This window comes from Agrobacterium sp. CGMCC 11546 (assembly GCF_013365515.1).
Lineage (GTDB): Bacteria > Pseudomonadota > Alphaproteobacteria > Rhizobiales > Rhizobiaceae > Agrobacterium > Agrobacterium fabrum.
The window spans coordinates 1382552-1409525 of sequence record NZ_CP047387.1; the positions used below are offsets into that span (position 1 = coordinate 1382552).

At 58.1% G+C, this 26974-nt stretch carries 23 protein-coding genes and 1 tRNA gene; 11 read left to right on the forward strand and 13 right to left on the reverse strand.

Going from position 1 to position 26974, the window contains the following annotated elements:
• Positions 1-137: 137 nt before the first annotated feature.
• Entirely contained in the window at positions 138-1694 is a 1557-nt protein-coding gene (locus GSF67_RS06945; RefSeq protein ID WP_006315388.1) for a phospholipase D family protein, read from the forward strand.
• Positions 1695-1709: 15 nt separating this feature from the next.
• On the opposite strand, the gene GSF67_RS06950 is transcribed toward GSF67_RS06945, so the two are convergent.
• The 3 genes from GSF67_RS06950 to GSF67_RS06960 all read right to left on the reverse strand — a co-directional run bounded on the left by GSF67_RS06950 (position 1710) and on the right by GSF67_RS06960 (position 8024).
• Complete coding sequence (locus GSF67_RS06950; RefSeq protein ID WP_035216389.1) at positions 1710-2543, reverse strand: response regulator; 834 nt, start codon at positions 2541-2543, stop codon at positions 1710-1712.
• A gap of 157 nt (positions 2544-2700) precedes the next feature.
• Complete coding sequence (locus GSF67_RS06955; RefSeq protein ID WP_006315386.1) at positions 2701-5214, reverse strand: FAD-dependent oxidoreductase; 2514 nt, start codon at positions 5212-5214, stop codon at positions 2701-2703.
• 164 nt (positions 5215-5378) lie between these two features.
• On the reverse strand, positions 5379-8024 hold the full coding sequence (locus tag GSF67_RS06960; protein ID WP_006315385.1) for a mechanosensitive ion channel family protein: 2646 nt from the start codon (positions 8022-8024) through the stop codon (positions 5379-5381).
• Positions 8025-8169: 145 nt separating this feature from the next.
• On the opposite strand from GSF67_RS06960, the gene GSF67_RS06965 reads away from it, so the two are divergent.
• Together GSF67_RS06965 and GSF67_RS06970 are read left to right on the forward strand one after the other, a co-directional pair.
• On the forward strand, positions 8170-8424 hold the full coding sequence (locus GSF67_RS06965; RefSeq protein WP_035216385.1) for a GlsB/YeaQ/YmgE family stress response membrane protein: 255 nt from the start codon (positions 8170-8172) through the stop codon (positions 8422-8424).
• Between the two features lie 154 nt (positions 8425-8578).
• Positions 8579-8654 (forward strand) — tRNA-Lys (locus tag GSF67_RS06970).
• A 166-nt stretch (positions 8655-8820) separates the two neighbouring features.
• Here GSF67_RS06970 and GSF67_RS06975 read toward each other — a convergent pair.
• Positions 8821-9258: a hypothetical protein gene (locus GSF67_RS06975; protein WP_006315383.1), complete on the reverse strand. Its 438-nt coding sequence runs from the start codon at positions 9256-9258 to the stop codon at positions 8821-8823.
• A 310-nt stretch (positions 9259-9568) separates the two neighbouring features.
• On the opposite strand from GSF67_RS06975, the gene GSF67_RS06980 reads away from it, so the two are divergent.
• The 4 genes from GSF67_RS06980 to GSF67_RS06995 all read left to right on the forward strand — a co-directional run bounded on the left by GSF67_RS06980 (position 9569) and on the right by GSF67_RS06995 (position 11230).
• The gene (locus GSF67_RS06980) at positions 9569-9901 is read left to right on the forward strand and encodes a hypothetical protein (protein WP_035216365.1); all 333 of its coding nucleotides are present in this window, start codon (positions 9569-9571) and stop codon (positions 9899-9901) included.
• Between the two features lie 167 nt (positions 9902-10068).
• The gene (locus GSF67_RS06985; RefSeq protein ID WP_006315380.1) at positions 10069-10320 is read left to right on the forward strand and encodes a hypothetical protein; all 252 of its coding nucleotides are present in this window, start codon (positions 10069-10071) and stop codon (positions 10318-10320) included.
• 202 nt (positions 10321-10522) lie between these two features.
• Positions 10523-10753 (forward strand): hypothetical protein, encoded by a 231-nt coding sequence (locus tag GSF67_RS06990; RefSeq protein ID WP_006315379.1) that lies wholly within the window; start codon positions 10523-10525, stop codon positions 10751-10753.
• Positions 10754-11041: 288 nt separating this feature from the next.
• Positions 11042-11230, forward strand: a complete 189-nt coding sequence (locus GSF67_RS06995) for a hypothetical protein (protein ID WP_006315378.1) — start codon at positions 11042-11044, stop codon at positions 11228-11230.
• 140 nt (positions 11231-11370) lie between these two features.
• Here GSF67_RS06995 and GSF67_RS07000 read toward each other — a convergent pair whose 3' ends face one another.
• Positions 11371-11619, reverse strand: a complete 249-nt coding sequence (locus GSF67_RS07000) for a hypothetical protein (RefSeq protein ID WP_006315377.1) — start codon at positions 11617-11619, stop codon at positions 11371-11373.
• Between the two features lie 527 nt (positions 11620-12146).
• Between GSF67_RS07000 and GSF67_RS07005 the strand changes: the two genes are divergently transcribed.
• On the forward strand, positions 12147-12584 hold the full coding sequence (locus GSF67_RS07005; protein WP_006315374.1) for a PACE efflux transporter: 438 nt from the start codon (positions 12147-12149) through the stop codon (positions 12582-12584).
• A 30-nt stretch (positions 12585-12614) separates the two neighbouring features.
• On the opposite strand, the gene GSF67_RS07010 is transcribed toward GSF67_RS07005, so the two are convergent.
• The 5 genes from GSF67_RS07010 to GSF67_RS07030 form a co-directional block, all read right to left on the reverse strand.
• Positions 12615-13583, reverse strand: coding sequence for a dienelactone hydrolase family protein (locus tag GSF67_RS07010; protein ID WP_006315373.1), 969 nt, complete (start codon positions 13581-13583; stop codon positions 12615-12617).
• A 103-nt stretch (positions 13584-13686) separates the two neighbouring features.
• A complete protein-coding gene (locus GSF67_RS07015; protein ID WP_006315372.1) occupies positions 13687-14292 on the reverse strand; it encodes an ABC-type transport auxiliary lipoprotein family protein in 606 nt (201 codons plus the stop codon).
• A 15-nt stretch (positions 14293-14307) separates the two neighbouring features.
• The gene (locus GSF67_RS07020; RefSeq protein ID WP_006315371.1) at positions 14308-15678 is read right to left on the reverse strand and encodes an MlaD family protein; all 1371 of its coding nucleotides are present in this window, start codon (positions 15676-15678) and stop codon (positions 14308-14310) included.
• 8 nt (positions 15679-15686) lie between these two features.
• Positions 15687-16523, reverse strand: a complete 837-nt coding sequence (locus tag GSF67_RS07025; protein ID WP_006315370.1) for an ABC transporter ATP-binding protein — start codon at positions 16521-16523, stop codon at positions 15687-15689.
• Positions 16524-16533: 10 nt separating this feature from the next.
• Positions 16534-17694, reverse strand: a complete 1161-nt coding sequence (locus GSF67_RS07030; protein ID WP_128822005.1) for an ABC transporter permease — start codon at positions 17692-17694, stop codon at positions 16534-16536.
• 143 nt (positions 17695-17837) lie between these two features.
• Here GSF67_RS07030 and dgcA point away from each other — a divergent pair, with 143 nt between their 5' ends.
• Positions 17838-18821 (forward strand): N-acetyl-D-Glu racemase DgcA, encoded by a 984-nt coding sequence (dgcA, locus tag GSF67_RS07035; protein ID WP_006316685.1) that lies wholly within the window; start codon positions 17838-17840, stop codon positions 18819-18821.
• 392 nt (positions 18822-19213) lie between these two features.
• On the opposite strand, the gene GSF67_RS07040 is transcribed toward dgcA, so the two are convergent.
• From GSF67_RS07040 to GSF67_RS07050, 3 genes are all read right to left on the reverse strand, one after another.
• Positions 19214-20044 carry a UDP-2,3-diacylglucosamine diphosphatase gene (locus GSF67_RS07040; protein ID WP_006316684.1) on the reverse strand — a complete coding sequence of 277 codons (831 nt, stop codon included), beginning with the start codon at positions 20042-20044 and terminating at the stop codon, positions 19214-19216.
• Between the two features lie 278 nt (positions 20045-20322).
• A protein-coding gene (locus tag GSF67_RS07045; RefSeq protein WP_085944109.1) for an IS3 family transposase occupies positions 20323-21542 on the reverse strand; the annotation gives its coding sequence in 2 pieces (ribosomal slippage) (positions 20323-21203 and positions 21203-21542; 1221 coding nt in all).
• A gap of 68 nt (positions 21543-21610) precedes the next feature.
• Positions 21611-22774: an acyltransferase gene (locus GSF67_RS07050; protein WP_256435163.1), complete on the reverse strand. Its 1164-nt coding sequence runs from the start codon at positions 22772-22774 to the stop codon at positions 21611-21613.
• Positions 22775-23389: 615 nt separating this feature from the next.
• On the opposite strand from GSF67_RS07050, the gene GSF67_RS07055 reads away from it, so the two are divergent.
• Together GSF67_RS07055 and GSF67_RS07060 are read left to right on the forward strand one after the other, a co-directional pair.
• Positions 23390-25705, forward strand: a complete 2316-nt coding sequence (locus GSF67_RS07055) for an NADP-dependent malic enzyme (protein WP_035216939.1) — start codon at positions 23390-23392, stop codon at positions 25703-25705.
• A gap of 135 nt (positions 25706-25840) precedes the next feature.
• The gene (locus tag GSF67_RS07060) at positions 25841-26959 is read left to right on the forward strand and encodes a DUF2865 domain-containing protein (RefSeq protein WP_006316680.1); all 1119 of its coding nucleotides are present in this window, start codon (positions 25841-25843) and stop codon (positions 26957-26959) included.
• The last annotated feature ends 15 nt before the right edge of the window (positions 26960-26974 follow it).

Below are 26974 nucleotides of genomic sequence, written 5' to 3' on the forward strand. Positions count from 1 at the left end.
CTTATGTCATTCACAAGTCCTCTGATGCTGAAGCCGGATTTTTTTGTCACTCCAGCATCTGCTGTGGTGAACGCTTTATCCCCCTCGCGCGTTTGTATCCCGCCTGATAATCTTCGGGCCGGGAGTGACAAAAAACAGTGACTGCATTTACGGTCTTCATCATCATTCTTCTCATGCTTATTGGGCCGAGCCTGTTCGTCGTCATCGGCAAACAGCGGGAAAAAGCCATTCCCAAACGCCCCTCCACCGCTCTGCCGGTTACCGAAGACGAAACGGCGCTGGACCGGCACTGGCAATCGATCAGAAACGGCTGGAACGAGAAGAATGCACTCTGCCTCTTACATTCCAACCTCGATGCCTTTGCCGTGCGTGTGGCGGCGGCGCGGGCCGCCGGGCGCAGCCTCGATCTCATGTATTACATGTGGAATGCCGACCTGACCGGGCGGCTGATGATGCGCGAGGTCATCGCCGCCGCTGATCGCGGCGTGCGGGTGCGGCTGCTGCTCGATGATCTCGGCGTCTCCATGTCAGACCGCATCTTCCATGCCATCGACAGCCATCCCAATATCGAACTTCGCCTGTTCAATCCCACCCGGGCACGGGAAAACATCCTGCATCGCAGCCTCGAACTGGTGCTGCGCTTTCGAAGCGTCAACCGGCGCATGCACAACAAGGCATGGATTGCCGATGGCCGCGCCGTGATCGTCGGCGGCCGAAATATTGGCGACGCTTACTTCGACGCCGCCGAACGGGCGAATTTCCACGATTTCGACATTCTCGGTTTCGGCGGGATCGTTGCCGACGCCACCGAAATCTTCGACGATTACTGGAACAGCGCCGTTTCCGTGCCGGTACGCTCGCTGCTGGCGCGCCGACCGAACAAACTTGCCAAACTGCGGCGCGAACTGGACGCCCTGCCGCAAAGCGAAGCCGCGAGACCCTATCTGGAGCGGGTGGAGAGCCAATATGGCCGTGATCATTTCCTGATGTCGGACCGCCTGCACTGGGTCGATACGGCAGATGTGCTTGCCGATCCGCCCGAAAAAGCGGCGGGAAAACGCCGCAAGGGCCATAATTTCCTGATGGAAAGCCTGTTGCCGCTGATGCAGGCGGCGGGCGAAAGCCTGCACATCACGTCCCCCTATTTCATTCCCGGTAAACAGGGTGTGGAGATTTTTCTCGATCTCGTCGAACGCGGCGTGTCGCTCGCCATCCTCACCAATTCGCTGGCCGCAACGGACGTCGCCGCCGTTCATGCCGGTTATGCGCGTTACCGGAAGCCGCTTCTCTCCGGCGGTATACGTTTGCATGAATTGCGTTCGCAGGCGGATCAGGGCAGCTTCACCCTGCGCGGTTCGGGACAGGCAAGCCTGCACACCAAGGCCTTCACCCGCGATGGCGAGACCGGCTATATTGGCTCGCTCAGTTTCGATCCCCGCTCCGCCTCGCTCAATACGGAAATGGGCGTGGTGTTCAATTCAGCCCCGCTGGTGGCCCGCATGGACGAGATATTCGCCGAAGAAATCCGCCGCACGATGAGCTTCGAACTTGATATCGACAGCGCCAACCGCATCGTCTGGATGACGGAAGAACGGGGGCAGCCAAAGATCTACCGGCGCGAACCCGACGCGGCGATCAGCCGCCGGATCATCGCCGGCATCATGCGTGTCCTGCCGCTTGAGTCTCAGCTTTGACGGGGAAAACCCGGTTCAGGCCGCCGGCCTTATCCCCGCTTTTGCCAGCTGTATCTGCACCAGCGTATCGAGGTTCTGGTTGACGCGGCAATAAAATTCCTCGTCGATGAAGGGCCGCAGCATGAAGTCATTGCCGCCCGCCTTCAGGAATAGCGCCGAGAGAAGACGGTTGGTCGAGGACGACACGCCGATAATGCGCAGCTCATGCGACCCGCGCACGGTGCGGATGCGCCGCGTCAGTTCGAAACCGTCAATATCGGGCATATTATAGTCGGTCACGACGAGACCGATATCGGGATTGGCCTTGAGGATTTCGAGCGCCTTGGCACCACTGTCAGCAAGACTGACACGAAAATTATAGCGTTTGAGCCGGCTGGACAGCAGCGCCCGTGCCGTCGGGCTATCGTCGACGATCAGCACATGGTGGCGGTGGTTGGTGAGGAAGCGACAGACGGATTCCGTCAGCATGTCCACGGCGAAGATATTGTCCTTCAGGATATAATCCACCACATCCTTGGCGATCAGCGTTTCGCGCGTCGCCTCATGGAAGGTGCTGGTGAAAACGATGGTCGGGATCGAAAGATCGATCAGATATTCCAGCGCCTCACCCTTTTCCGCCCCCGGCAGGTTGATGTTGGAAATGGCGAGTGTCACCGGCTCGGGTGAATGTTCGTAACAGGCCTGCAACTCTTCGAACGAGCGGCACACCTCCACGGAAACGCCCAGCATTTCATTGAGCCGCATGCTCACCATCTGGGTGAACACATTGCTGTCTTCCGCCAGTAAAATGCGGTTGTTGGTAAAAGGCACGCCCGAATATTGCATGCCCGTAATGCCCAGGAAATTCATTCTGCCCCGATCCCCAATCGTATGTGAGGAAAACATATCAGGCTCATTTTTCAGAATCATTAATAGCACTTTTGCCAGCAAGGAATGCGGGCATATGCTTACCTAAACGGAAATACGGCCCGCGAGGGCCGTATTCCAGCTTTGGGAGGGAATGATCTTATGCGCGCAGCAGCGCATTTTCCGTGTCGAACGGGCTTTCTTCCACCACTTCGGCATCATAAAGCGTACCGAGAATGCGGATCTTCAGCTTCGTGCCAACCGCCGCATATTCCGGTTTGAGCATGGCAAGCGCAATCGACTTGCCGATGCGCCAACCGAAGCCGCCGCTGGTGACACGACCGGCAAGAACGCCGTTTTCATCCGAAATCGCTTCCGACCCGCGGGCATCGACATCCGTATTGCCCGACACGGTCAGCGTCGAAAACACCGACTTCAGCCCGGCTTCCTTATAGGCTACCAGCGCATCGCGGCCGATGAAGGATTTTTCCGGCCGCAGGAAGCGGTCGAGACCGGATTCATAGGCGTTATATTCCACCGAAAGCTCGCGGCCCATGTTGCGATAGGACTTTTCGAGCGACATCGACACCATGGCCCGGATGCCGAACGGCTTGATGCCGAATTCCGCACCCGCTTCCATCAGCCGGTCGAAGATGTAATTCTGCATCTCGATCGGATGGTGCAGCTCCCAGCCCAACTCGCCCACGAAGTTGACGCGTAGCGCATGCGCTGTCGCCACGCCAACGGAAATCTGCTTGCCGGTGAGCCAGGGGAAATCCTTGTTCTCGAGGCTGGTGCGGGTCAGCTTCTTCAGGAGATCGCGCGACTTCGGACCGGCCAGCACCAGCACGCCGTATTTCTGGGTGATCGGCTGCAGCACCACGGAACCGTCGGTGGGTGCAAGACGGCGCAGAACGTCATGGTCATGTGCCTCAAGACCGCCTGCCGAAACCATGTAGAACCGGCCAGGCGCCCATTCATAAACAGTGAACTCAACCTTCACACCGCCATTCGGCGTCAGAAGATGTGTCAGCGCAATACGACCGCGCTTCTTCGGCACGATATTGGCCAGAATACTGTCCAGCCAGGCACGCGCGCCGGGGCCGGAAACCTCCATCTTGGCGAAGGCCGACATATCAAGCACGCCGACGTTGTTCGTGACGTTCTTCACCTCGTTGCCGACATGTTCGAAATAGTTAGAGCGGCGGAACGACCATTTCTCAACGATACGGCCATCGTCCAGCGGCGGCGCGTAATTGTGGCTGGTGATCACATCGGCGCCGACGCCGAGGTCTTCTTCCCGCAGCGCATAACCTTCCGGCGCATACCAGTTGGCACGCTCCCAACCGTAGACCGAACCGAACACGCCGCCGAGCTTTTTCAGGCGGTCGTAAACCGGCGTCGTCTTCAAGGGACGAGCGGCGGAACGCTCCTCATCGGGATAATGCATGGTGAAGACGTTGGCATAAGCTTCCTCGTTCTTGGCAATGAGGTAACCTTCCGTAGCGTGCGGTCCGAAACGACGCGGATCGACACCCATCAGGTCGAGCGTCGGTTCGCCATCGACGATCCATTCGGCCAGCTGCCAGCCGGCGCCGCCGGCGGCGGTGATGCCGAAGGAATGGCCCTCGTTCAGCCAGAAATTCTTGAGGCCCGGCGCAGGGCCGACGATCGGGTTACCGTCAGGCGTATAGGCGATCGCGCCATTATAAACCTTCTTGATGCCCACTTCGCCAAAGGCCGGAACGCGCACCATTGCCGTTTCGATATGCGGCATCAAGCGGTCGAGTTCTTCCTGGAACAGCTCATATTCGCTGTCGTCGGAGGGACCATCGACATAACAGACCGGCGCGCCGACTTCATAAGGACCGAGGATCAGGCCGCCCGCTTCCTCGCGCATGTACCAGGCAGAGTCCGATTCACGCAGGACGCCCATTTCCGGTAGACCCTGACGGCGGCGCTCCAGAATGGCCGGATGCGGCTCGGTGACGATATATTGATGCTCGACGGGAATGACCGGAATATCGATGCCGACCATCTCGCCCGTCTTGCGCGCGAAGTTGCCGGTGCAGGAGATGATATGTTCGGCAATGATCTCGCCCTTGTCCGTCGTCACCTTCCAGTGACCGTCTTCCAGCTGCTCGATGGCGGTAACTGTCGTGTTGCGATAGATCGTCGCTCCACGGTCACGCGCACCCTTGGCGAGAGCCTGTGTCAGGTCGGCGGGCTGGATATAACCGTCGTCAGGATGCTGGATGGCGCCGAGCAGACCGTCGGTCTCGCAGAGCGGCCAGATTTCCTTCACCTGCTCCGGCGTCAGCATGTTGACGCGCACACCGATGGTCTCGGCAATGCCGGCATAATACATATATTCGTCCCAGCGATCCTTGGTACGGGCGAGACGGATATTCGAAACCTTGGAGAAGCCGACATTCATGCCGGTCTCTTCCTGAAGCTCCTCGTAGAACTTCACGGAATATTTGTGGATCTGGCCAACCGAATAGCTCATGTTGAACAGCGGCAAGAGGCCTGCCGCATGCCAGGTGGAACCGGAGGTCAGCTCCTTGCGCTCGATGAGAACGCTGTCGCTCCAGCCCTTTTTGGCAAGATGATAAAGCGTCGAGACGCCGACAACGCCGCCACCGATCACCACCGCCCGTGCATGTGTCTTCATTTACAGAACCCCTGAAAAGCGCCGGCCTCGCCTTATTCCGCCGACATTGGATGGGAGGAATATGAAGCGCTTGCCTGCCGTTCAGCCGCCTGATTGCGACATGGCCAAGGGGTGCTGCGACAGGGAGGAAATTGCTGTCGCAGACACGACCATGTCGGTGATCATCATTTGGCCTTGCCGGGGGTCTTGGCGGTTGCAGCGTTTGCGGGAGCCGCCTCATCGTCGGTCTCAGGACCGTCTTTTGGGAGCGTCGCGCTGCTAGTCGGCGCGGCAGCCGCTCCTGTATGGCCCACCACGGCCTTGTCGCCCTCTTCCGAAAGCAGCGCCGCCAGCATCTGCGGATTGGCGTCGCCTTCCACATGGATGTTGAGGTTGCGCTGCGGGAACGGGATGGCGATGCCCTCTTCACGGAAACGGTGAAGGATGGCGATCCGCAGCGCATTTTTTACAGCCAGCCCGTTCGAAAGATCGGCAAGGTGGAAACGCAATTCGAAATCCAGCGAAAAATCGCCGAAACGCAGGAATTCCACATGCGGCTCGGGGTTGCGCAGCACCGGCGGCTGGGCGCGCACCAGCTCCAGCAAAATATCCATCACCTGCTGCGGATCGGAATCATAAGCCACGGAAACCGGAATTTCCGCCCGCATGATGCGGTTGCGGTGCGTCCAGTTCCCGACAGAAGAATTGATGAATTCCGAATTCGGCACGATGATCGACTGGCCACGAAAAGTTTCGATTTCGGTGGCGCGCACGGAAAGCCGCTTGACGGTTCCCTCCGTCGTGCCGGTCACCACCCAGTCTCCCACCTTGAAGGGGCGTTCGACCAGAAGGATCAGGCCCGAAACGAAATTCGAGACGATGTTCTGCAGGCCAAAACCGATACCGACCGAAAGCGCGGAAGCGACCAGCGCCAGGCTCGAAAGATTGAGCCCGGCGGAGGAGACGCCAAAGATGGCCGCAACGGCGATGCCGAGATAACCGATGCCGGTTTTGACCGAGTTGCGCACCCCGGCATCCACCTGGCCCCGCGCCATGACGTTATTGTCCAGCCACTTCTGGAACCAGCGGGTGATGATATAGCCGATGGCGAAGACGAGGACGCCGCCGAACAGGCCGATGAGCGAAATGGAGGCATTGCCGACGGTGATGCCGGTCAGCAGGCGATAGGCCCAGCTTTCGATATCGCCCGGCTGGAAACCCCAGGAAAACAGGATGAGCGGCACGCCGAAAGCAAGCGCCACGACATAGATGCCGAGCCCCGCAGCAAGGCCGGCCTGATCGAGCGCAACCGGGCCGAGGCTGAAACGCCGCGCGAGATAACGCCCGGCAAGGGATTCGCCAAAGGCACCCTGCCGCGAAATCGCCTTGCCGGAGAGAATGCCGATATACATGGTCGCCAGCACCGCACCGGTCGCGACGATTTGAGTGGCGAGGAAACGCGCAAGCCCGACATAACCGGTCAGGCAAGCGCCGATGAGGATGAGGCCACCCACCCGCAGCAGAATGACGAGCCAGCGCGGCAGGCGCTGATTGCCGGTGTCGTAATCCTGCCCCTCACCGATCATCGGCCGCAGGAACGATACGGTGAGCAGAATGAGCCCGATGATGATGGACGCGATGAAACTCTTGGCGACGGTGACGATCAGCGGCGAATAAAGCGTCTCGCTGATCGTGCCGAACAAATAATCGAGACCGTTGACGAGCGCCATCAGCAACACCGCCGAAGACAGCGTATGCGCGCCCTTGTTGGATACCTTCAGCAGGCGCCATTCCGGCTGCGTCGGCGCAAAGATCGCATAGCTCAGTCGCGAGACGAAATAAACAAAACCGGTGATCGCCATCGCGCCGAACAGGATCGGCGCTATGTCGGACCGCAATACGTTGAAATTATCGAGGAAGAAGGCCGAGGTGACGAGAAACAGGAACAGCGACAGCGATTGCACCATGGTCGACCAGAAGGCCACCGAAAGCCTCCTGAGATAAGAAGGCTCGCCCGTAAAGGCACGCCGGTCCATGCGGCTGCCGAAAAAGCGGTAACCGCCGACCAGAAACAACAGCGCCGCCATGATCGACAGCATCACGGCCCCGAACATCGGCAACCGCTTGTAGTTCCAGACATAGGCCGTCCAGTTGCTGAAGGCATTGTTGAGATTGGTAAGCTCGGCCAGAAAGGCGGAGGATGCGTCGCCCAGCGTCTGGGCGGAAACTTCCGTGCGCTTGAACAGGGTGGCGGCAAAAAGCGCCCGGCGAACCGCCGTGATATTGTTGGAAATCTGCGCGGCATTGTTGGCGGTGGCCTCCACTTCGCCCGCCATGGCATTCACCTCGCCGCGCTCCGCCGTCAGCCGGTTTCGCTCTTCCGTGACGAGGCTCGCTTCAGGCGGCTGACCTTCGCCTGGCGCCGCACCCAACGCATCCAGCCGGGTCTTGATCTGGTCCAGCCGCGCCCGAAGTTTGGTATTGGCAGCTGCGGCATCGGCAGCGATACCATCGGCCCGCCCCTTGAGGTCGACGAGCTGGACGTCGTCGCGTCCACCCGCCTCCACCTGCCCCGAGATGAATGCGATATCCGTCTTCCATTTTTCGAGATCTGATCTCGTCTGCTCGACCGTCGAGGCCTGGATGGCGCCCGGCGCTGCCGGCGTCGTTGTTTCCTGCGCGAGGGCCGGCATTACCCAGAGGCTGCTGAGGAGGGCAAAAAGAACGGCCAGAATCGGGGTCAGACCGCTACCTCGCCGACCAGCGGCCGCTCGCCCGCGCAACACCCGCCCGCCATTCATCCATCCGCCGAACATCAATCGCACATCCATGCCTTTCGTCTCTTTGCGCCGCTTCAGGCTATTTAGCGCCTGTGGCGCGGAAAACCACCCGCATCAGGCGAGGTTTTCAGGAGTTTGCTTGCTTTTCACCACAGGAATCATCACCTTTGATGATGCAGCAACATGGGAGGAAATCATGGAATCTGCTGGCATTGGCTGGATTGCAGCTATCATCATCGGTGGTGTCGCCGGTTGGCTCGCCGAACAATTCATGAAAAGCAATATGGGTGTTTTCATGAACATCCTTCTTGGAATCGTCGGCGCGATCGTCGCCAACGCCATTCTTGCAGTATTTGGAATCGTTTTGACCGGCTGGCTCGGTTATCTCATCGCCGGCTTCGTCGGCGCCTGCATCCTCATCGCCATCGGCAGAGCTCTCAGACGCGGGTGAATAAAGGAAAAATCCGTAAAACCCCGGATTTTCAGGCTTTTCCAGCGCGACTGAAATTTTTTCGTCACAAAAATCGAAGAAATTTCATTTCCGCGCTGGACAAGCCCAAACTTCCCCTTTATAGCCCCCCTCACACCGCCACACGGTGCCGGTCGGGTGATTAGCTCAGTTGGTAGAGCAGCTGACTCTTAATCAGCGGGTCGTAGGTTCGAGCCCTACATCACCCACCAAATTCTCCTTTAATGGCATGATGTTGCGATGCTTGCTTAAAGCATCGTATTGACGTTTCATTTTGGCGTCTGCCTGTATAGTCCACCTCGGCAGTGACAGACAGCGATCATTACCGGCGCCGCAGACCTCAACAGCTACTCTTGCAAAAATTGCGGTACGAGATAGCTACAAAGCCGTTTCCGAAGAATTTTTTGTCCCCATGAAACGCGTCTCCAGTGGGCGGCCAGCAATGCGGCTTCCGAATTCCTCCGTGAAAGCTACCGGCGCTGCCTGCTTTACCGCATTGATGGCGGATTCGATAAAGGCCTGTCGTCTCGGGCTCTCTTCCTGCGGACGCGCGGCAATGACGACCACTTTTCCCCTTATCTGCCCATCCTTGTGGAGAATAAACCGCAGTGTCACCACCAGCCCCTCCGTATCCTCCGGCGGTACCCAGCAGGCATAGATCGCATCAAACATTTCCTTGAGATTGCGGGCCGGGGTCGGATCCCGGCAGATACGTGACTGAGCTGAAACCTGCGTCATGGCAGCTGCGAGCAGAATGCTCAAAGCCACAAGAAAGGGCAGCTTGAAACAACGGCACAAGGACAGGTAGCCGGTCATTCAACAATCCTGATTTTAAAATAATACTTTGGATATCAATAGCTTAAAATAAATAATAACCGTATATACCATAAGCAAAAATATAAAAAAAAATGAAGCAAAATAATTTATGCAAAAATTACAAAATAATTTAATACATGATATTAATTAATATAATAATTTTAAATCACATATGCGAAACTAATAAATGCATAATAACATACAAACAAGCCTATCCCCTCGCCTCTTAACCAACGGCAGCAGTTTATATTGCAAGTCTCTGATTTAGCTGTATGGATTACCTGCCAGAACAAGGGGCAAAGGGGATATCATGACATCAAAATGGATTATGGCAGCATTTTTTGGCGCCACGATGGCGACTGCCGGTGCGGCACAGGCGGAGGACCTTGTGTTCACGCTGAAGAATGGAACGGGTTCCGTTCTCAACGCCTTCTACACCTCACCCGTCGGCGTTGGCGAGTGGGAAGACGACGTCTTCGGAAAGAACGCGCTTGGTCCGGGCGAAACAATAGAAATCACAATCGCCGATGGCCGCAAAGTCTGCAAATACGACATGCGCTTCGAGTTCCAGGGCGATGCGCTGGAAGACCTGGAAGACACGCAGGATCTTTGCGAACTCGGCGAATACACCATTACCGAATAAGTCAGCGTCCATGCAGCCCTGCCTGGTTCTGGCGGGGCTAGCAACACCATAAGATATTGCCCCTCGGTTTCGACCGCCAGCGACGACAGAGCAGCAGAAAACTGCCGGAACGATGATTATCAGCGTTGCCGCAGCACCTTCTCCCCAAAGCTGTCTCAATCATCCCTATGATCGGGGCCATGAGATTACTCATCAACATATCGCTTTTCATTCTCGGCGCTGTCGGGAGCGGCATATGCGCGTTTTTATTGTCGGCAGCCTTGGCCGATTCCGGCTTTCTCGGCTCCTGTTTTGAGGGAAACTGTGCCTATGCGGCACTTTTCATGGTGCTGCCCGTCACATGGTTCGTGCTTTTTGCGCTTTATGTCATGGCGCTTTTGATCTGGCGGCGAAAACCGTTCCGGAACGGAAGGCTCTGAAAAAGAGCATGGCGGCAGCATCGCTACCGAACGTTCGTTGACAGCGATCGAGACTTACCGTTAACGTCCGCCTGCTGGGGGATTCGCTGCCAGTGATATGCGGTGCTCTTAAACGTGCGCGATATCACGGGCCTCTGAATGTGCATGTTCCGATTTGCGTTTTGCGTAGGAAGAGCATGTCGGAAAACAGGGAGACCAAAGGATGCGGGCCGCAATTAATTCCCCGTCGCTTTCGATCGACACCATGGACTATCAGGCCGAGTGCCAATTCGCACTGGAGCCTTCCATTCAAGGGCTGATCGAAAAAGCGGAACATGCCGGCTGGAACCGCCAGCAGGCCGCCCTTGCCATCGTCGCGCTCGCCAGCGAGCATCTCACCGATCTCCTGACCGCCGGCAGCCTCCCCGCGCCGGACCAACGCCCCCTCTCCTGATCCCCTTCTGATGCCGGGCGGATCAGCGCCCCGTCATATCGAGACATCATAACGAAAATCGACCCTGCAGACCCGGAGTGTCCCGACCGACACTGCCGGAACGCTGGCTCGCGTCGTGGAAGCCGCCACGCAGCTGGAGTCGGTCTCGTATGACCTCGCGGCCGGCTGCCCTGTTTCAGGCCATGCTCATCCTCAAACACATATCGTTGGCCCGTCAGAAACCGTGCCATAGTGTTGACACAAGCCACCAATAATGAGAACATAAAGTGAACATTATGGAGGTCAGCGATGAATACGTCAGACGCAGCCATAGAAAATGCCCTTTCCGTCGTCGCCCGCTCCCGCGACATGCGTGAGCGCGCGCTTGAACGGCGCCGCGAACTGCAACGCCGCACGGAAGTCATCATCACCCGGCCGCTTTACGTTCTCAAAAAGAACGAAGGGCCGAAGCAGCTGTCGCTTAAACTCGATAGCTAGTCGCCATGGACATGCTCGGGAGGCTCGCGAAGCAGGCCTTGACTGCAATACCCCTGCTTCCCCCTCGTCTCCAAAAACGAAATCCCGTGCGGATCATCTCACGCACGGGATTTTCTGAATGAAGAAGTTATTGTTCTTGTCTATTGCATGCGCTGCATTGCGGCTTCGGGCTCACCGGTCGTCGCAACTGCTGCCGGAAGTCGGTCAGTCTTTTTCAGGACGACGATGGGCTTGTCCACCGGGTCCGTCGGCGGAACAATGCTTGCGGTTTTGAATTCACGGTCGACGGCAGGAACGGAAGCGTTGATCTTTTCATGACCTGCGCATTCCGCAAGCGCTGCACTGGCGGAAAAACCAAAGACAGCGGCGATAATGAGAACTGATTTCATGTCATTCTCCCTTCGCTTTTATGGCAATCTCCAGTCTAGGTGGAGACGAGCCGGATTGAAAATCACACTTTAGAGACATCTAAAGCTCATCATCATGTCGGCAGTCGTCGTTTCGATTTGCGAACAAGTCTAAGGGCGATTGCATCACCCTATTTGCTCCGCACATCCAGCGGATTTCGGCAAAGCGGCCTGCGAAATATCATCGCCACGTAACTTCCCTTCAGGGAAATGAGACTGGGCGTATAAGTCGAAACCGTCGCCGTATTGGCGGCCTTGATCGTTCTTCCCTCAGAGGGTTTCTGTTGCATGGCACGCCTCCTTCCATGAGCGATAACGAAAATGCGCAGGTCTTGTTCCGATCACAGTTCCGTTGGTGCGCACGAGAACGAACGCACCGCCCCAGATTGCCAGCAGCACCCAACGCTTGAAAAATCCACCCGAAAGCTCTATATGGTCAAGCGCGAGGACGACCTCGGCCAAATCGGCGACAGCATGCGGGACGGCCCGGTCATATACCGGAGAATGAAATGCGTTCCCTGCAAGATCGTATCCGCCATGCGCTCAGTTTTGAAATCATCGGCCTCATGCTTGTCATTCCCCTGGGCGCGCTGCTTTTCGGCATGCCCATGGAAGATATCGGCATCGTCGGCCTCGTCAGCGCCACGCTCGCCACGGTCTGGAACTATGTCTACAATCTCGGCTTCGACCATGCCATGCAACGGCTGAAGGGCACGACGCTGAAGACGCCGGCGATACGGGTCGCCCACGCCGTGCTGTTCGAACTCGGCCTGCTGATCGTGCTGATGCCGTTCATCGCCTGGTATCTGAATATCAGCCTTGCCCACGCGCTGGTGATGGATATCTCCTTTGCGCTGTTTTACGTGGTCTATGCTTTTGTCTTCAACTGGAGCTACGACCGGATTTTCCCGCTGCCGGAATGGAAGTCGCCGCAGGACGCCGTCTGATTGACGGCGGCCACAGCCGGCAAAGACGGTTCAGAGCAGCGACGCCTTGAAGAAGCTCACGACATCGGCATTGAATCCGCGATGGAACTCCGCCCGGTCGAAGCCCGCCGCGTCGCTGCAAATCTGGGGCGCGGCTTTTGCCATCTCCGCCGGGCAAGGCGCGATGAAGGAAAAATGCCCTGCCCCCTTCACCATCCGATAATCCGGTTTCACCGGCAGATCGTCGCGCAGCCTCACAATATCCTGCGGCATGACGCCATCGCCGCCGTGCTCGGAACTCCAGAGCTGCACGGGGATTTTGACCGTCTTCACATCGCCTGAGCTCGGGAAGGCATTGAGCGGATCCGTAAGAACGACAGCTTTCACCCGCGCATCCTGGCCTCGGTGTTGCGGCAATGCCGTCTTCTGGCGCATCTGCATGCAGATCGGCGCCTGCGGGTCCGGACAGGCGAGCCCCGCATTGGCAAAATCGGGAACGCCGCCGGCAAGCACCAAAGCCGCATAACCGCCGCGCGAAAAGCCGAAGACGCCGACCCGGTCGGCATCGACCGAACGGGCTTCACCCCAACCTGCAAGCAGATGATCGAGTAGGCGGATGATATCGGCCGGCCGGTCCGTCAACGCCGAGAGATCGCCCGCCCGCTTCATGTCGAGCGCGTTGTCACCGGGATGATTGATCGCCACAACGATGAACCCCGCATCCGCCAGCGCCGTCGCAGTGTCGCGATGGCTGAAATATGTCCCGGCAAAGCCGTGGGAGATCACCACCAGCGGGTACTTCCCGTCAGGGATCGGGCAATCGCGCACCGCAGGCAGAAAGAAGGGACCGATCCGGACCTCTTCCGGTGCCGCCGCGCAGGGCGACCACACCGCAGCCTTCAAGGGCGGCTCTCCGGCAGCGGATGCAATCTCGATCAGCCGCAGGCCGGCCGCCATGGCGCCGCCTGTTCCGGACAGGCTGGAAAACACGAAAAGGCAGAACAGCAGCAAAAATCGCATCGCAAACTCACAGGCCCGAAACATGATGTGCGAGGGCCGTCAGCCACCGCCCCTGGCCCGATGCTAGAACGATTTCTTGTCGCGGAAATGACTGCCGTGGCGCTTAAAGTGACTTCAGCGTCCAGGCCACGATCTCCCGCGTGGCAGCGGCGAAGGCCTGATCCAGCGCCTTCACGAAATTGGCGTTGCCGGAACCGCTGACACGGGCGCTGGCGCGGAACACTTCCTGCGCCTTTACCGTGCCGTTGCGGTCGTTCAGCAGCTTCACCGATATCTCGATATTGGCAACATTTCTTGCCGTATCGATCTCGAAGGCGCGGATGTCGCTCACGACCTGATAGTCGATCGCCAGCCCCTGCCCCGGACGCCCGACGCCGCCGAGCTTACCGGTATCCTCGAAGGCTTCCACGAGCTTGGATTGCACCATACGCGGCAGGCGGTCGCTCCATTGCGAATTGCCGAGATATTGCACTTCCGAGCCGGAAAGCCGCACCACGATGTTTTCGCTATCCAGTGCCTTCAACGCCGTCGGATCGGCAATCAGCAATTGCCGGCTTTTCAGCGAGGGACCCTGAGTAACGGCCGCCGAAGAGACGGAGAGATCGAAGGTGTCGTTATTCGGCGCACCCGCACAGCCTGCCATCAAGGCGGCAAACAGCGGAGCCAGAAAGAGGGCGCGGCGCTTTTGGCCGTTTATAGATAGTCTCATTGGCCTATACCCCTCTTAGCGCCTTGTTCTGCCATCATATTGTTTCACGGTTTCGCCGCCGAAAATCAACCGCTGCGGATCGCGGTCGATATTGGTGATGGCATTGTTGAGATTGTCGACCGTCTGTCGCGTGCTGCCGATCAGCGCCTGGAAATCTTTCAAGCCCGAGCTGGAAAAGCGGGTCAGATTGTCGGCGATCGGCCCGATGCGGGCATTGAGATTGTCCGCGACCGCCTTGAACGAGGTAAGCGTCTCGCGCGCCTTGGCAAACAGCGAGTTGGCGTCGTCGGTGCCGAGCATGCCATCCACCTTGGCGAGAATGCCGTCGACGCGGCTGGAGGCGAGGTTCAGCTTGCGGCCCATCTCGGTGAAATCGGAAACCGCCTGGTCGATATCGGCGCGACGGGCACCGACGTCATCGGCGATCCGCTTGAAATTCGCCACGGCGTCACGCGCATCGGCGGTCGCTGCGGAAACGTCGCCCACCACGGTGCTGACCTTGGCGGGATCGACGGAGGCCAGAAGCTCATCCGCGCGCTTCACGACCGTCTGCACCTCCGTGCTCGCCGCCTCGAAATTGCGCGCCGTGCTCTGCACCGTCTCCATGATGCCCTGGATATCGCTGGAAGCCGAGGCAACATCCTTCGTCACCTTGTCGACATTCGACAGGATGGAGTCGATCTTGCCGGCATCCACCGCCTTCACCAGATTCTCGACGGCGGTCAGCGTGCCGTCGAGGCGCACCGAGACCGACTGCACGGTGGTGGAAAGCGAGCTGAGGCTTGCTATAAAATTCTTGATACCGTCGGAATTGGCCGCGAGCGCATCGGAGAATTTTTCGGCATTGCGCACCGTCTGCGTCAGCGGTCCGCGCGCATCCTGCACGAAACCCTGCAATTCGCCGATCGCGCCATCGGCGCGCTTCAGGATCTTGTCAGCCGTGGCAAGCAGGTTGGTGACGCTGGAAAGATCGGCCGTCAACTCGGCGGGAACACCGCTTTCGACGGACTTCTGGAGAATGCGCTCGCCATCCTTGTTGCCACCGGAAAGCTCGATATAGGCGGCACCCGTCAGGCCCTGAATTTCAAGCACGGCGCGTGTGGAAGGGAAAACCGGCGCATCCGCCTGCACTTCGGTAAAGGCGATGGAATAGGCTGGGTCGTCGCGGTCGATGGCAAGGCCGCGTACGGTGCCGACCGGAATGCCGTTGAAGCGCACCGGCGAGCCGACGGAAAGACCGTTGGCGGAGCCGGGAATACGCACCACGAGCTGCGCCGTCGGGCCGCCACGGCCGAATTCCGCCATCCAGTAAACGAAGCCGAATGCGGCCGCGATCACGATCAGCGTGAAAATTCCGACTATGGTGTAGTTCGCCTTGGTTTCCATGCTTCCCGTTACTCCACCGGATTTTCATGTTTGCCGTCCGGAAGAACGACAGAGCGCGCCCGTTTGCCGCGGAAATAAGATTGCACCCACGGGTCGTCGCAGGCGAACATGTCCTGCAATGTCCCTTCCACCAGAACCCGCTTGTCGCCGAGGACCGCAATGCGGTCACAGACGGAAAACAGACTGTCGAGGTCGTGCGTAACCATATAAACGGTCAGGCCGAGCGAATCGCGCAACCGCGCGATCAGCATATCAAATTCCGCCGCCCCGATGGGATCGAGGCCGGATGTCGGCTCATCGAGGAAAACGAGATCGGGATCGAGCGACAAAGCCCGGGCAAGGGCCGCACGCTTGATCATGCCGCCCGAGAGTTCGGACGGGTATTTGTCGCCGGCATCGGGCTTCAGGCCCACCATCTCGATCTTCAGATAGGCAAGCTCGTCCATCAGCTTTTTCGGCAGATCGAGATATTCCCGCATCGGCAGCTGGATGTTTTCCTTCACCGTCAGGCCGGAAAACAGCGCCCCCTGCTGGAACAGCACGCCGAGCCGCTGGTCGAGCATCATGCGGTCGTCTTCACTTGCCTTGTCGTAATCGGTGCCGAGAATGCGGATCGCACCCGCCTGCCTGGGCAGGAGCCGCAGGATCGCGCGCATCAAGACGGATTTGCCCGCGCCTGATGGACCGATGAAGCCGAGGATTTCACCGCGATAGACATCGAGATTGAGGTCTTCGAGCACGTTGCGGCCGTTGAAGCCGACAGTCACGCCCTCGACGGAAAGCACCGCCTCGCGGTCGTCCTTCGCCGTTTTCGTCTCTTGCGGTTTCTGGTCCAGTGTTTCCAACGCGCCCTCCCTAAAAATCGATGGCTGCGTAGAAGATGGCAAAAAGACCATCCACCAGAATGACGACGAAGATAGACTTCACCACCGACGAGGTGACGTGTTTGCCGAGCGATTCCGCCGAACCGCCCACCTTCATGCCCTCGACCGCCGCAACGATGCCGATGATCAGCGCCATGAACGGCGCCTTGATCATGCCGGCGGCGATGGTCGATTCCTCGACTGCGCCATGCAGGCGCGATAGGAACACCTCGAAGGTAATGCCGGAATAGGCCAGCGCCACGATGGCCGCGCCGAAAAGTGCAGCGAAATTGGCAAGGATGGTCAAAAGCGGCAGCGCAATTGTCAGTGCAACCAACCGCGGAAACACCAGCACGCCAACAGGATTGAGCCCGATCACCTTCAGCGCGTCGATTTCCTCGCGCATCTTCATCGAGCCGATTTCGGCCGTGATCGCGCTGCCGGACCGGCCGGCGATCATGATCGCGGTCAGCAGCACACCGATTTCACGCAATTGCAGAATGCCGACGAGATCGACGACGAAGACTTCCGCACCGAAATATCTGAGCTGGAACGCGCCCTGCTGGGCGATGATGGCGCCGATCAGGAACGACATCAGCATGATGATCGGCACGGCGCGCACGCCCATATGGTCGATCTGGTTGACGATCGCCGCCGGCGATACGCCGCGCCCGCGCCCGAGCTTCATCTGCGCGCCACGCACGGCCGAGCCGAGAATATACATGCCCGCCAGGAAATCCGCCCCGTTCTGAACCACGGCCTGACCGATGGGCGCAAAAATACGTTCCACCAGCCCTTCGCGGGCAACGGGTTCGACCTCCATCTCGGCCTTGTCGGGCAATTGGCCAATCACGTCCTCGATCCGGTCATTGCCGGTGAGCGTGACGGTTGCGCCACTCGCCTCAAGGTCCTTGCGCAGGCGCTGAATGATCCACGCGCCCGTCGTATCGATCGCCTCCACGGCGGAGAGATCGATATCCACAGGACTGGCAGGTCTGCTTTTTTCAATCCTGTCGAGGCTTTCGAAAATGCCGGAGAGATTGCTGTTGCGCCAGGAGCCGCTCAAGACATAACGCGAGCCGCCGCCGGAGACGGCATCGTCTTCGGTGATTGCGGCCGGGTTCGCCTGTTGCCGTGTGTCCTGTTCTTGCATAATGCTCCGAGCGAGTGCAGCCGTCACGAGATTCTTAATGGTTTCATAACGGTTTGGCCTTCGGCAAGCCACAGTGACGGCCGACAATTCGCGATAAATTTGGCGTCATGTGTCTTTTGACGCCTATTAGGAAGTGAAAAAACATGCCCCGTTACCTTCAAGCCACAACTGAACGTTTCGCCGTTGCTGGCAGCTTCACCATTTCACGCGGCACCCGGACGCATGCGGATGTCGTAACGTGCACCATCCGCGATGGTTCCTTCACCGGAATTGGCGAATGTGTGCCCTATCCGCGTTATGGCGAAAGCATCGAAGGCGTCACCGCCGATATCGAAGCGATGGCGGATCGAGTAGCAGCCGGCCTGACACGGCAGGAATTGCAGCAGGTGATGAAACCGGGGGCCGCCCGCAATGCGGTCGATTGCGCGCTCTGGGACCTCGAAGCGAAGATGAGCGGCAAGAGCACCGCCGAACAGGTTCTCGGACAGCCGGCACAACCGCTCGTCACCGCCTATACGATCTCGCTCGCCGACCCGGACACCATGGCCGCAAAGACCGCGGAGAATGCCGGCCGCCCGCTCCTGAAGATCAAGACCGGCACCGCCGATGACGAGGCCCGTCTGCGAGCCGTGCGCGCCGCAGCACCGGAGGCGCGTATCATCATCGATGCCAACGAAGGCTGGAACGACGACAATATCGAATATTATCTGAAGCTTGCGGCGGAGCTGAAGATATCGCTGATCGAACAGCCCCTGCCCGCCGGCAAGGACGCCATCCTCGCCCGCATCGACCACCCGGTACTGATCTGCGCCGATGAAAGCGTGCATTCCACTGAAGACCTCGCCGGCCTTCGCGACCGTTACGATGCAATCAACATCAAGCTCGACAAGACCGGTGGCCTGACGGAAGCGCTCGTCATGAAGGCGGAAGCCGAACGGCTCGGTTTCACCATCATGGTCGGCTGCATGCTCGGCACCTCGCTCGGTATGGCCCCCGCCGTGCTGGTCGCCCAGGGCACGGCCTTTGCCGATCTCGACGGGCCGCTGTTGTTGGCTGAGGATCGTGAGCCGGGGCTGGTTTATGAGGGTTCGCTGGTTTATCCGGCGCGGCCGGAACTGTGGGGGTAAGCCACTGAAATTAAAGCCAGATGAGGCGCAACACCGCTGCTGGCTTCTTCTCCCCGGCGGGAGAGGAAGCAGGATGCGCCCACTCGCTCCATATGAGCTAACCGAGTCTCGTTTATGGAATGCCACTAGACCATTCAGCAGGATTGCCTTGATAGCGATTGACGTTCTGGTTTACGTGAATGCACTGCGCCGACCGTTGAAGTGGTCTTCGCACCATCGCATAAAGACAACCATCCGCTTTGCCGCAGACTTGTCGTCATCCTCCACCCTATGCCGGGGCTCTATCCACATCGCGTGAAATCGATCCGTTGCAGATCCTCGGGACAAGCCCGAGGATGACGGCGGAGAATCGGATAGAGCTCAGAGAGCGCCGGCCAGTAAGCAGTACCAACTCAGGCCGCGTGCTTCCCGATCAGCCCCGGAATATTCACCGGCTCCATTTCATCCGAAGCATGTTCAGCGGTGGCTTCACTTGTCTGCATCCAGGTGATCAGCTCGAAGCTGCCATCGGCATTTTCGGCAATCGCCGTGCAGCTCTCCACCCAGTCGCCGGTGTTGATGTAGCGAATGCCGTCCATGTCTTCCATGACAGCATGGTGGATATGGCCACAGATCACGCCATCGACATTGTTGCGACGCGCCTCATCGGCCACCACGCGCTGGAACTCGCCGATGAAGTTGACGGCGTGTTTCACCTGCAGCTTGGCCCAGGCCGAAAACGACCAGTAAGGCAGGCCGATGCGGCGGCGCACGGCGGCAATGGCGATGTTGATGGCGATTGCCGCGTCATAGGCCCAGTCGCCGAGATAGGCGAGCAGGCGGGCATTACGCACCACGACGTCGAACTCGTCGCCATGGATGACGAGATATTTCTTGCCGTCGGCCGCCTCGTGGATCATGCGCTCGGCCACTTCGATGCCGCCGAAATGCATGCCCGGAAATTCCCGCAGGAATTCGTCGTGGTTGCCAGGAATATAGACGATGCGCGTTCCCTTGCGGGCCTTGCGCAGCAGCTTCTGCACCACGTCGTTGCAGCCCTGCGGCCAGTACCAGCTACGGCGCAGCCGCCAGCCGTCGACGATGTCGCCGACCATGATGATCGTCTCGGCCTCGTGGTATTTCAGGAAGTCGAGCAGGAAATCCGTCTTGGCCGCCTTGGAGCCAAGATGAACATCCGAAATGAAAAGCGTTCTGAACTGTCTGGTTTCGATTTGACCGGCCACGGATTTATTCCCCCTGTTCGGTTGCGTCCCTGCGGCTTTCTTACCTCTCAGAACCAGACTCGTGTTTCAGCAACATGACAGCGGCGGGTTTTTGTATGGAATATGACTGACGGCCTCACGAAAACGCGAATAACGCCCAAAGATTGCTCCGAATGTTTTCACATACTTCACAACCAACGGCGTCTTGGCTGCACCACAAATTTTTCTAACGCATACAGCGCCCCGGTAAGCCACGCCGAAAGTACTATGTGGAGTTGCCCCTTAAAAACCGGACAGGATCAGGTTTCGGTTTGACGGTTTAAGAACTCACGAGGCGAGCAATAACCCAATGCCTTATGCGGGTGAAGGGTGTTGTAGTGTTCGAACCATGAGGGCAGTTGCGCGATGACGGTCATGGCGTCCGGCAAGGGGTTCACCGAGACGTAATCGCGCTTGAAGGTTTTGACGAAGGCTTCGGCCATTCCGTTGGATTGGGGGCTTCGAACGGGCGTTGAACACGGCTCCATGCCGATATCGATGAGCAGCGATCTGGTGTCCTTTGCGATGAAGCAGGAGCCGTTGTCCGTCAGCCATTCGATTGGCTTTGGAAGGGTGTTGATGAGACCGAAACGGTTCTCAACAGCCGTGATGACAAGGTCCTGGACGTCCTCGCTCTTGATGCCCCCGGTTGTCGCGACATGGGCGATGGCCTCGCGATCACAGCAATCGAGAGCGAAAGCAACGCGCACCTTCTCCTTGTTTTCGCAGCCGATTTCAAACCCGTCTGAACACCAGCGCAGATTGGATTGCTCGACGGCGACACGGCCATCGTGGCGACGAGTGTCACTTGCACCGGTGTGGCGCTGAAGAAGCATGCCGTGGACCTTCATCACCCGGTAGACGCGTTTGGCATTTGGCCATGGACGGTTTTCGCTGCGGGCTTTACGGCGCAGGATCGCGTGAACCCGGCGGTATCCGTAGGTCGGCATGTCATCGATGATCGACTTGATCTCTTCCAACAGTTTCTGATCAGCGAGCGGCGGCCGCCCTCTGGCTCGAGAAGGACGTTGCCTCACACGTTCCGCTATGTTGGATCGGGCGACACCCAGGGTCTCGCACACCGCCGTCATCGCGAACCGTCCTTCGGCAACGAGAGCGAGCGCAACAGGTGTTTTTTTGACCCTGATGCTATCTCAAGCGCTTCCTTGAGGATTTCGCCTTCCATCGTCTTTTTGCCGAGGAGGCGCTGCAGTTCTTTTACCTGGTTCTGAAGCGCTCTGTATTCGGATGCCGGGACGACCTCTTCCTGCGATGCCGTCGCCGTCAGCGCACCTTGCGCCGCCAATTTACGCCAGGCGAACAACTGGTTCGGCTGAATGCCATGCCGTCGAGCAACGATGCTAACCGTGACGTCAGGCTCGTAGGTCTCCTGGACTATCGCGAGCTTCTCCGCTGTCGACCAGCGACGGCGGCGCTCAGGGCCGGACAGCACTTCTATCTTAGGTATGTGACTGGTCATAATGGGCACATTACTCCTAACACTTAACAAGTGGGAGATCGTGTCCGGAGATTTAGGGGGCCACTACACTATGCCCGCGGTTCCGTTACCGCCGCTGATGGTGGAGCTTTCCTTTTGGCGATCTGAGAGCCAAGCTTTCGAAAGGGGTCCTCGATTGTGTTATAGAGTGTCCAAGAAAGCAGAACGATCACTGGAAAGCTGGCAAGCAATAAAAGAAGAGCGTAGGTCTGCAATACATTCTCGACACCAACGGTTCGCACATAGAGACCCAGCACGACGCTAAAAACAGGAATATGAATAAGGTAAGTAGAGTAGGACCAACTGCCCATTTTTGCGACCACGCCATTAAACGCGACAAGAGCACCGAAATGTCGCAAAATAGGGATGTTGAGATCTGTAAGCTTGCTTTCGTATGCTGCCAGCGCGAAAAACACTATCCAAATCAAAGCAACCCAAGTCGGCACAAACAAGAGCAAGAAGGCCGTAATCAACACAACATCCAAATAGACCTGTTTTCGGTACATCTTTTCCAGAACAAGACGGGACAGGATGCCGATAACGAAGTAGCTAATTATCTTGGGCAAGAACCCATTGTATTGCCATTCGAAGACCTGCTGGTGCGCGACCAACCACTGCATGCCGAGCAAAAGTAACGCGCCTAAGAGTGCAAAATTCATGTTTCGAATAAGCAGCGTAATGAGGAAGGGCGCGACCAGATAGAACTGCCATTCAAGACTGAGGCTCCAGGCTGGGGAAAGGATCGATGTACTGGAGAACGGCAGTAGGTTATCAGGAACTATCCCGTGCAGCATCGTCAGGTGAAGGCCGAGATGAGTCCAGAATTGGCCTTGTTGCTCGTCGAAACGAGCAATGCGCATATCACGGTTAAGAGCAAACGGGTATTCAACCCATGCCGCCTGGTAGAGATCAATTGTCGCAATCGCGATAAATAATGTAACGAGGTAGATTGGGAATATGCGGAACGCCCGCCGCGTAATATATGGAACGTAAGATTCCTGCTTGTTGATCATTAGGTGGGTGATGACAAAGCCACTGATGATGATGAAAACGTCAACCGGCGGCCCGCCGTCGAGAATTAAGTTCATGATCTTCGAAGGCACGAATGACAGAAAACCGTTTGTCCCAGCGCCCACGAGTTGCAGTGCATGACCGAGAACAATCCACCAAGCCATCCACGCTCTAAGCGATTCCAGTGACCGAAAACTTTTCACTCCAATCCCCAATCTAAATCGTGATAAAAATCCGCTGACAGGCTTCAGCAATGAATAAATATATAGCCTTAAAAAAACGATTTATTTTCTGGATATAAATACGAAATTAATTAATTAACTTCAGTACCAAAACAAAAACGACAAATATAATAAAATACCGAAATATAATACATCTACATAGATATTAAATAATACATTTTTGCAATAAATAAAATTGGCGTCTATTTATAATTTATTACCGCAAGGTGACTTTTGAATATTATATACACAATAAGATGACTGCCAGAAAGTCACAACATTCCTGCTCTACGACACAAAGACACAGTGCTTTGTGAATGGTGTAGGTCCATTCATATCAACGCCCAATGATTTGGACTCACAGGATTCCATTAGAAAATCATAATTCAGCGCCACGAAGCGAGATTAGCCATTGGGGCAGCACTTAGATGCGCAGGGACGACATCTCTGACACCAACGCCAATGATTAGAACGCGTTGGGGGTTGGTATCAGCCATGCCTGCATTTGCATGAGAAGGCGGTAAATAACGGCTGTACCGTGGGGAAGTTTGTTGTATTCAGGGGGCCGGAATTGAACCAGATATGACGGTGGAAGACATGACCTCTCACGATAAGAACAACACGCCCGCCAACACGGCAAAGGCCGACATCGAGGAACAGGCGCTCTTTTTCCACCGCTACCCGCGCCCCGGCAAGCTGGAAATCCAGGCCACCAAGCCACTCGGCAACCAGCGGGATCTGGCGCTTGCCTATTCGCCGGGTGTTGCCGCCCCCTGCCTCGCCATCCATGAGAACCCGGAAATGGCAGCGGAATATACCGCCCGCGCCAATCTCGTCGCCGTCATTTCCAACGGTACGGCGGTGCTCGGCCTCGGCAATATCGGCCCGCTTGCCTCCAAGCCTGTCATGGAAGGCAAGGCCGTCCTCTTCAAGAAATTCGCCGGTATCGACGTGTTCGATATCGAGATCGATGCGCCCGGCATCAACGACATGGTCTCGACCATCGCGGCGCTGGAACCCACCTTCGGCGGCATCAACCTCGAGGACATCAAGGCGCCGGAATGTTTCGAGGTGGAACGCCAGCTGCGCGAAAAGATGAACATTCCGGTTTTCCACGACGACCAGCACGGCACGGCGATCATCGTCGCCGCCGCCGTCACCAACGCGCTGGAACTGGCCGGAAAATCGCTCTCCAGCGTCAAGATCGTTGCGTCAGGCGCCGGTGCGGCGGCCCTTGCCTGCCTCAACCTGCTGGTCGCCATGGGTGCCAACAAGGAAAACATCTGGGTCCACGATATCGAGGGCCTCGTTTATGACGGCCGCAACACGCTGATGGACGAGTGGAAGGAAGTCTACGCCCAGAAGACCGACAAGCGCGTGCTGGCGGATTCGATCGACGGCGCCGACGTCTTCCTCGGGCTTTCTGCCGCAGGCGTGCTGAAGCCGGAACTTTTGGAGCGCATGGCGGAAAATCCGCTGATTCTGGCGCTTGCCAACCCCAATCCGGAAATCATGCCGGAGGCGGCCCGTGCCGCCCGCCCGGATGCGATGATCTGCACCGGCCGTTCGGATTTCCCGAACCAGGTCAATAATGTTCTCTGCTTCCCCTATATCTTCCGCGGCGCGCTGGATTGCGGCGCAACCACGATCAACGAGGAAATGAAGATGGCGGCCGTGCAGGCCATCGCAGAGCTTGCCCGCGAGGAAGTCTCGGAAGTCGCCGCCAGAGCCTATAGCGGCGAAACGCCGATCTTCGGCCCGAATTATCTCATTCCCTCGCCGTTCGATCCGCGCCTTATCCTGCGCATCGCTCCCGCCGTTGCCCGCGCTGCGGCGGCAAGCGGCGTCGCCACCCGGCCGATCACCGATTTCGAGGCCTATTTCGACCAGCTGAACCGTTTCGTCTGGCGCTCCGGCTTCATCATGAAGCCGGTCTTCAATGCCGCCAAGGCCGCCGAAAAGAAGCGCATCATCTTTGCCGAAGGCGAAGACGAGCGCGTGCTGCGCGCCGCCCAGGTGCTTTTGGAAGAAGGCACCGGCATTCCGATCCTGATCGGCCGTCCGCAGATCATCGAGACGCGCCTGAAGCGTTTCGGCCTGCGCATTCGCCCGCATACGGATTTCGCCGTGGTCAATCCGGAAGACGATCCGCGTTACCGCGATTATGTCGATGATTACTTCGCCCTCGTCGGCCGCGCCGGCATCAACCCGGAGGCAGCGCGCACCATCGTGCGCACCAACTCCACCGTCATCGGCGCGCTGTCGGTGAAGCGTGGCGAGGCAGATGCGCTGATCTGCGGCCTCGAAGGCCGTTACGACCGCCATCTGCGCGACGTGAACCAGATCATCGGCAAGCAGGAAGGCGTGCGGTCCTTTGCGGGTCTCAGCCTGCTCATCACCCAGCAGGGCGCACTGTTCCTCACCGATACTTTCGTGAACAACGATCCGACCTCCGAGGAAGTGGCTGAAATGGCCATTCTCGCGGCCAGGGAAATCCGTCGCTTCGGCATCACGCCGAAGATCGCGCTCGCCAGCCATTCCAACTTCGGTTCACGCGATTCCGAAAGCGCCCGCAAGATGCGCCGCGCGCTGAAGATCGTGCAGGCGGCAGCGCCTGAACTGGAAGTGGACGGCGAAATGCAGGGCGGTTCCGCACTTTCGGAAGCGTTGCGCAAGCGCGCCATGCCCAACAGCGTGCTGACCGGCGAAGCGAACCTTTTGGTCTTCCCGAACCTCGATGCCGCCAACATCACGCTCGGCGTCACCCGCACGCTGACGGAGGGCCTGCATGTCGGCCCGATCCTGCTCGGCACGGCGCTACCGGCGCATATCCTGTCGCCCAGCGTCACCTCGCGCGGCGTCGTCAACATGGCGGCCTTTGCCGTGGTGCAGGCTTCGCACCCTTCGGTGTGATGAAAGCGCATTAACGCAATTTTGAACATGCTGTTGCCGCAATGCGGCAACAGCTTATGTTATCTTCCTGAAACACGGATTTCGTGAAGTATAACACCCCTGCCACCGGCCGGGGACATCGAACGGATCGCACAATTGACCCGGCGCCGCAGTCGCATCATCGGCCTCCTGCTTCCCCTTGTTTTGATCGCTCCGGCCGCCGCTTTCGCGGATCAGGTCTGCGATACGCTTTATGCGCAATTACGCGAGCCGCCCCGTGTCATCGGCAATACGGCCGAGGTGCGGCGTTACGCCAATGCACTCGCCCGCCAGAACATCGCCATCCGCAAGATCAGGAACGATATGCGCAGCTACGGCTGCTCCTCGGGCAGCGTCATCGTTTATGGCAATCCCAATGCCGGCCTCTGCGCCGAGATCGGCGATGCGCTGGTGGATGCTGAAGCCGAGCGTGACGCCATCATCCGCGACCGCGACGACGCCATGGCGGCCGCACGCAGTGACGACGGCGACGTCAGGCGCCAGCGCATTCTCGCCGCCCTCGATGCCAACGGTTGCAGCCCTGCGCCGGAGACGGACACGCAACTGCCGCAGGCTCCCGATGTGACCCGTTATCCCGATGCCTTCCGTCAGCAGGAAAATGAGCCGGGGCAAGCGGGCCTGTCGCCTTACCCCAACGCAGCTGCCGAGGGCGGGCTTCGCACACTCTGCGTGCGCACCTGCGACGGTTCGTTTTTCCCGATCGCCTCCAACGCCTCGCCGCTCGATTTTCGCGCCCAGGCCGAACAATGCCAGAAAATGTGCCCGGGAACCGAGACGGAGCTTTATTTCCATTCCATGGCGGATCAGGAAACAGCAGACATGGTTTCCGCCGAAACCGGCAAACCCTACAAGGACCTGCCGACCGCCTTCGCCTATCGCAATTCCTCACCGAAAGCGCCGGGCTGCGCCTGCAACATGGCCGCCTACCACCAGGACATGCAGAAACAGGAAGAGGCCGCCCGGCCGCAAGCCGAAAAGCCCTATTCCAGCATCACCACCATTCCATCACCCCAGGGTGACAAGAATGGTGACAGGCCGCAAAAACCCGCCGAGCAGCAACAGGCCGCAAAGCCGCCGGAACAACCCGTTCCCGAACGCGATTATGACCCGAACGACACCAGGGTACGCGTCATCGGCCCCAAATTCCTGCCGGATCAGACAGGCCGGATAGACCTGAAGAACCCGGCGCTGAAGGGCATTCAGCCGCAGCAATAGCGGACGGCCGATAGG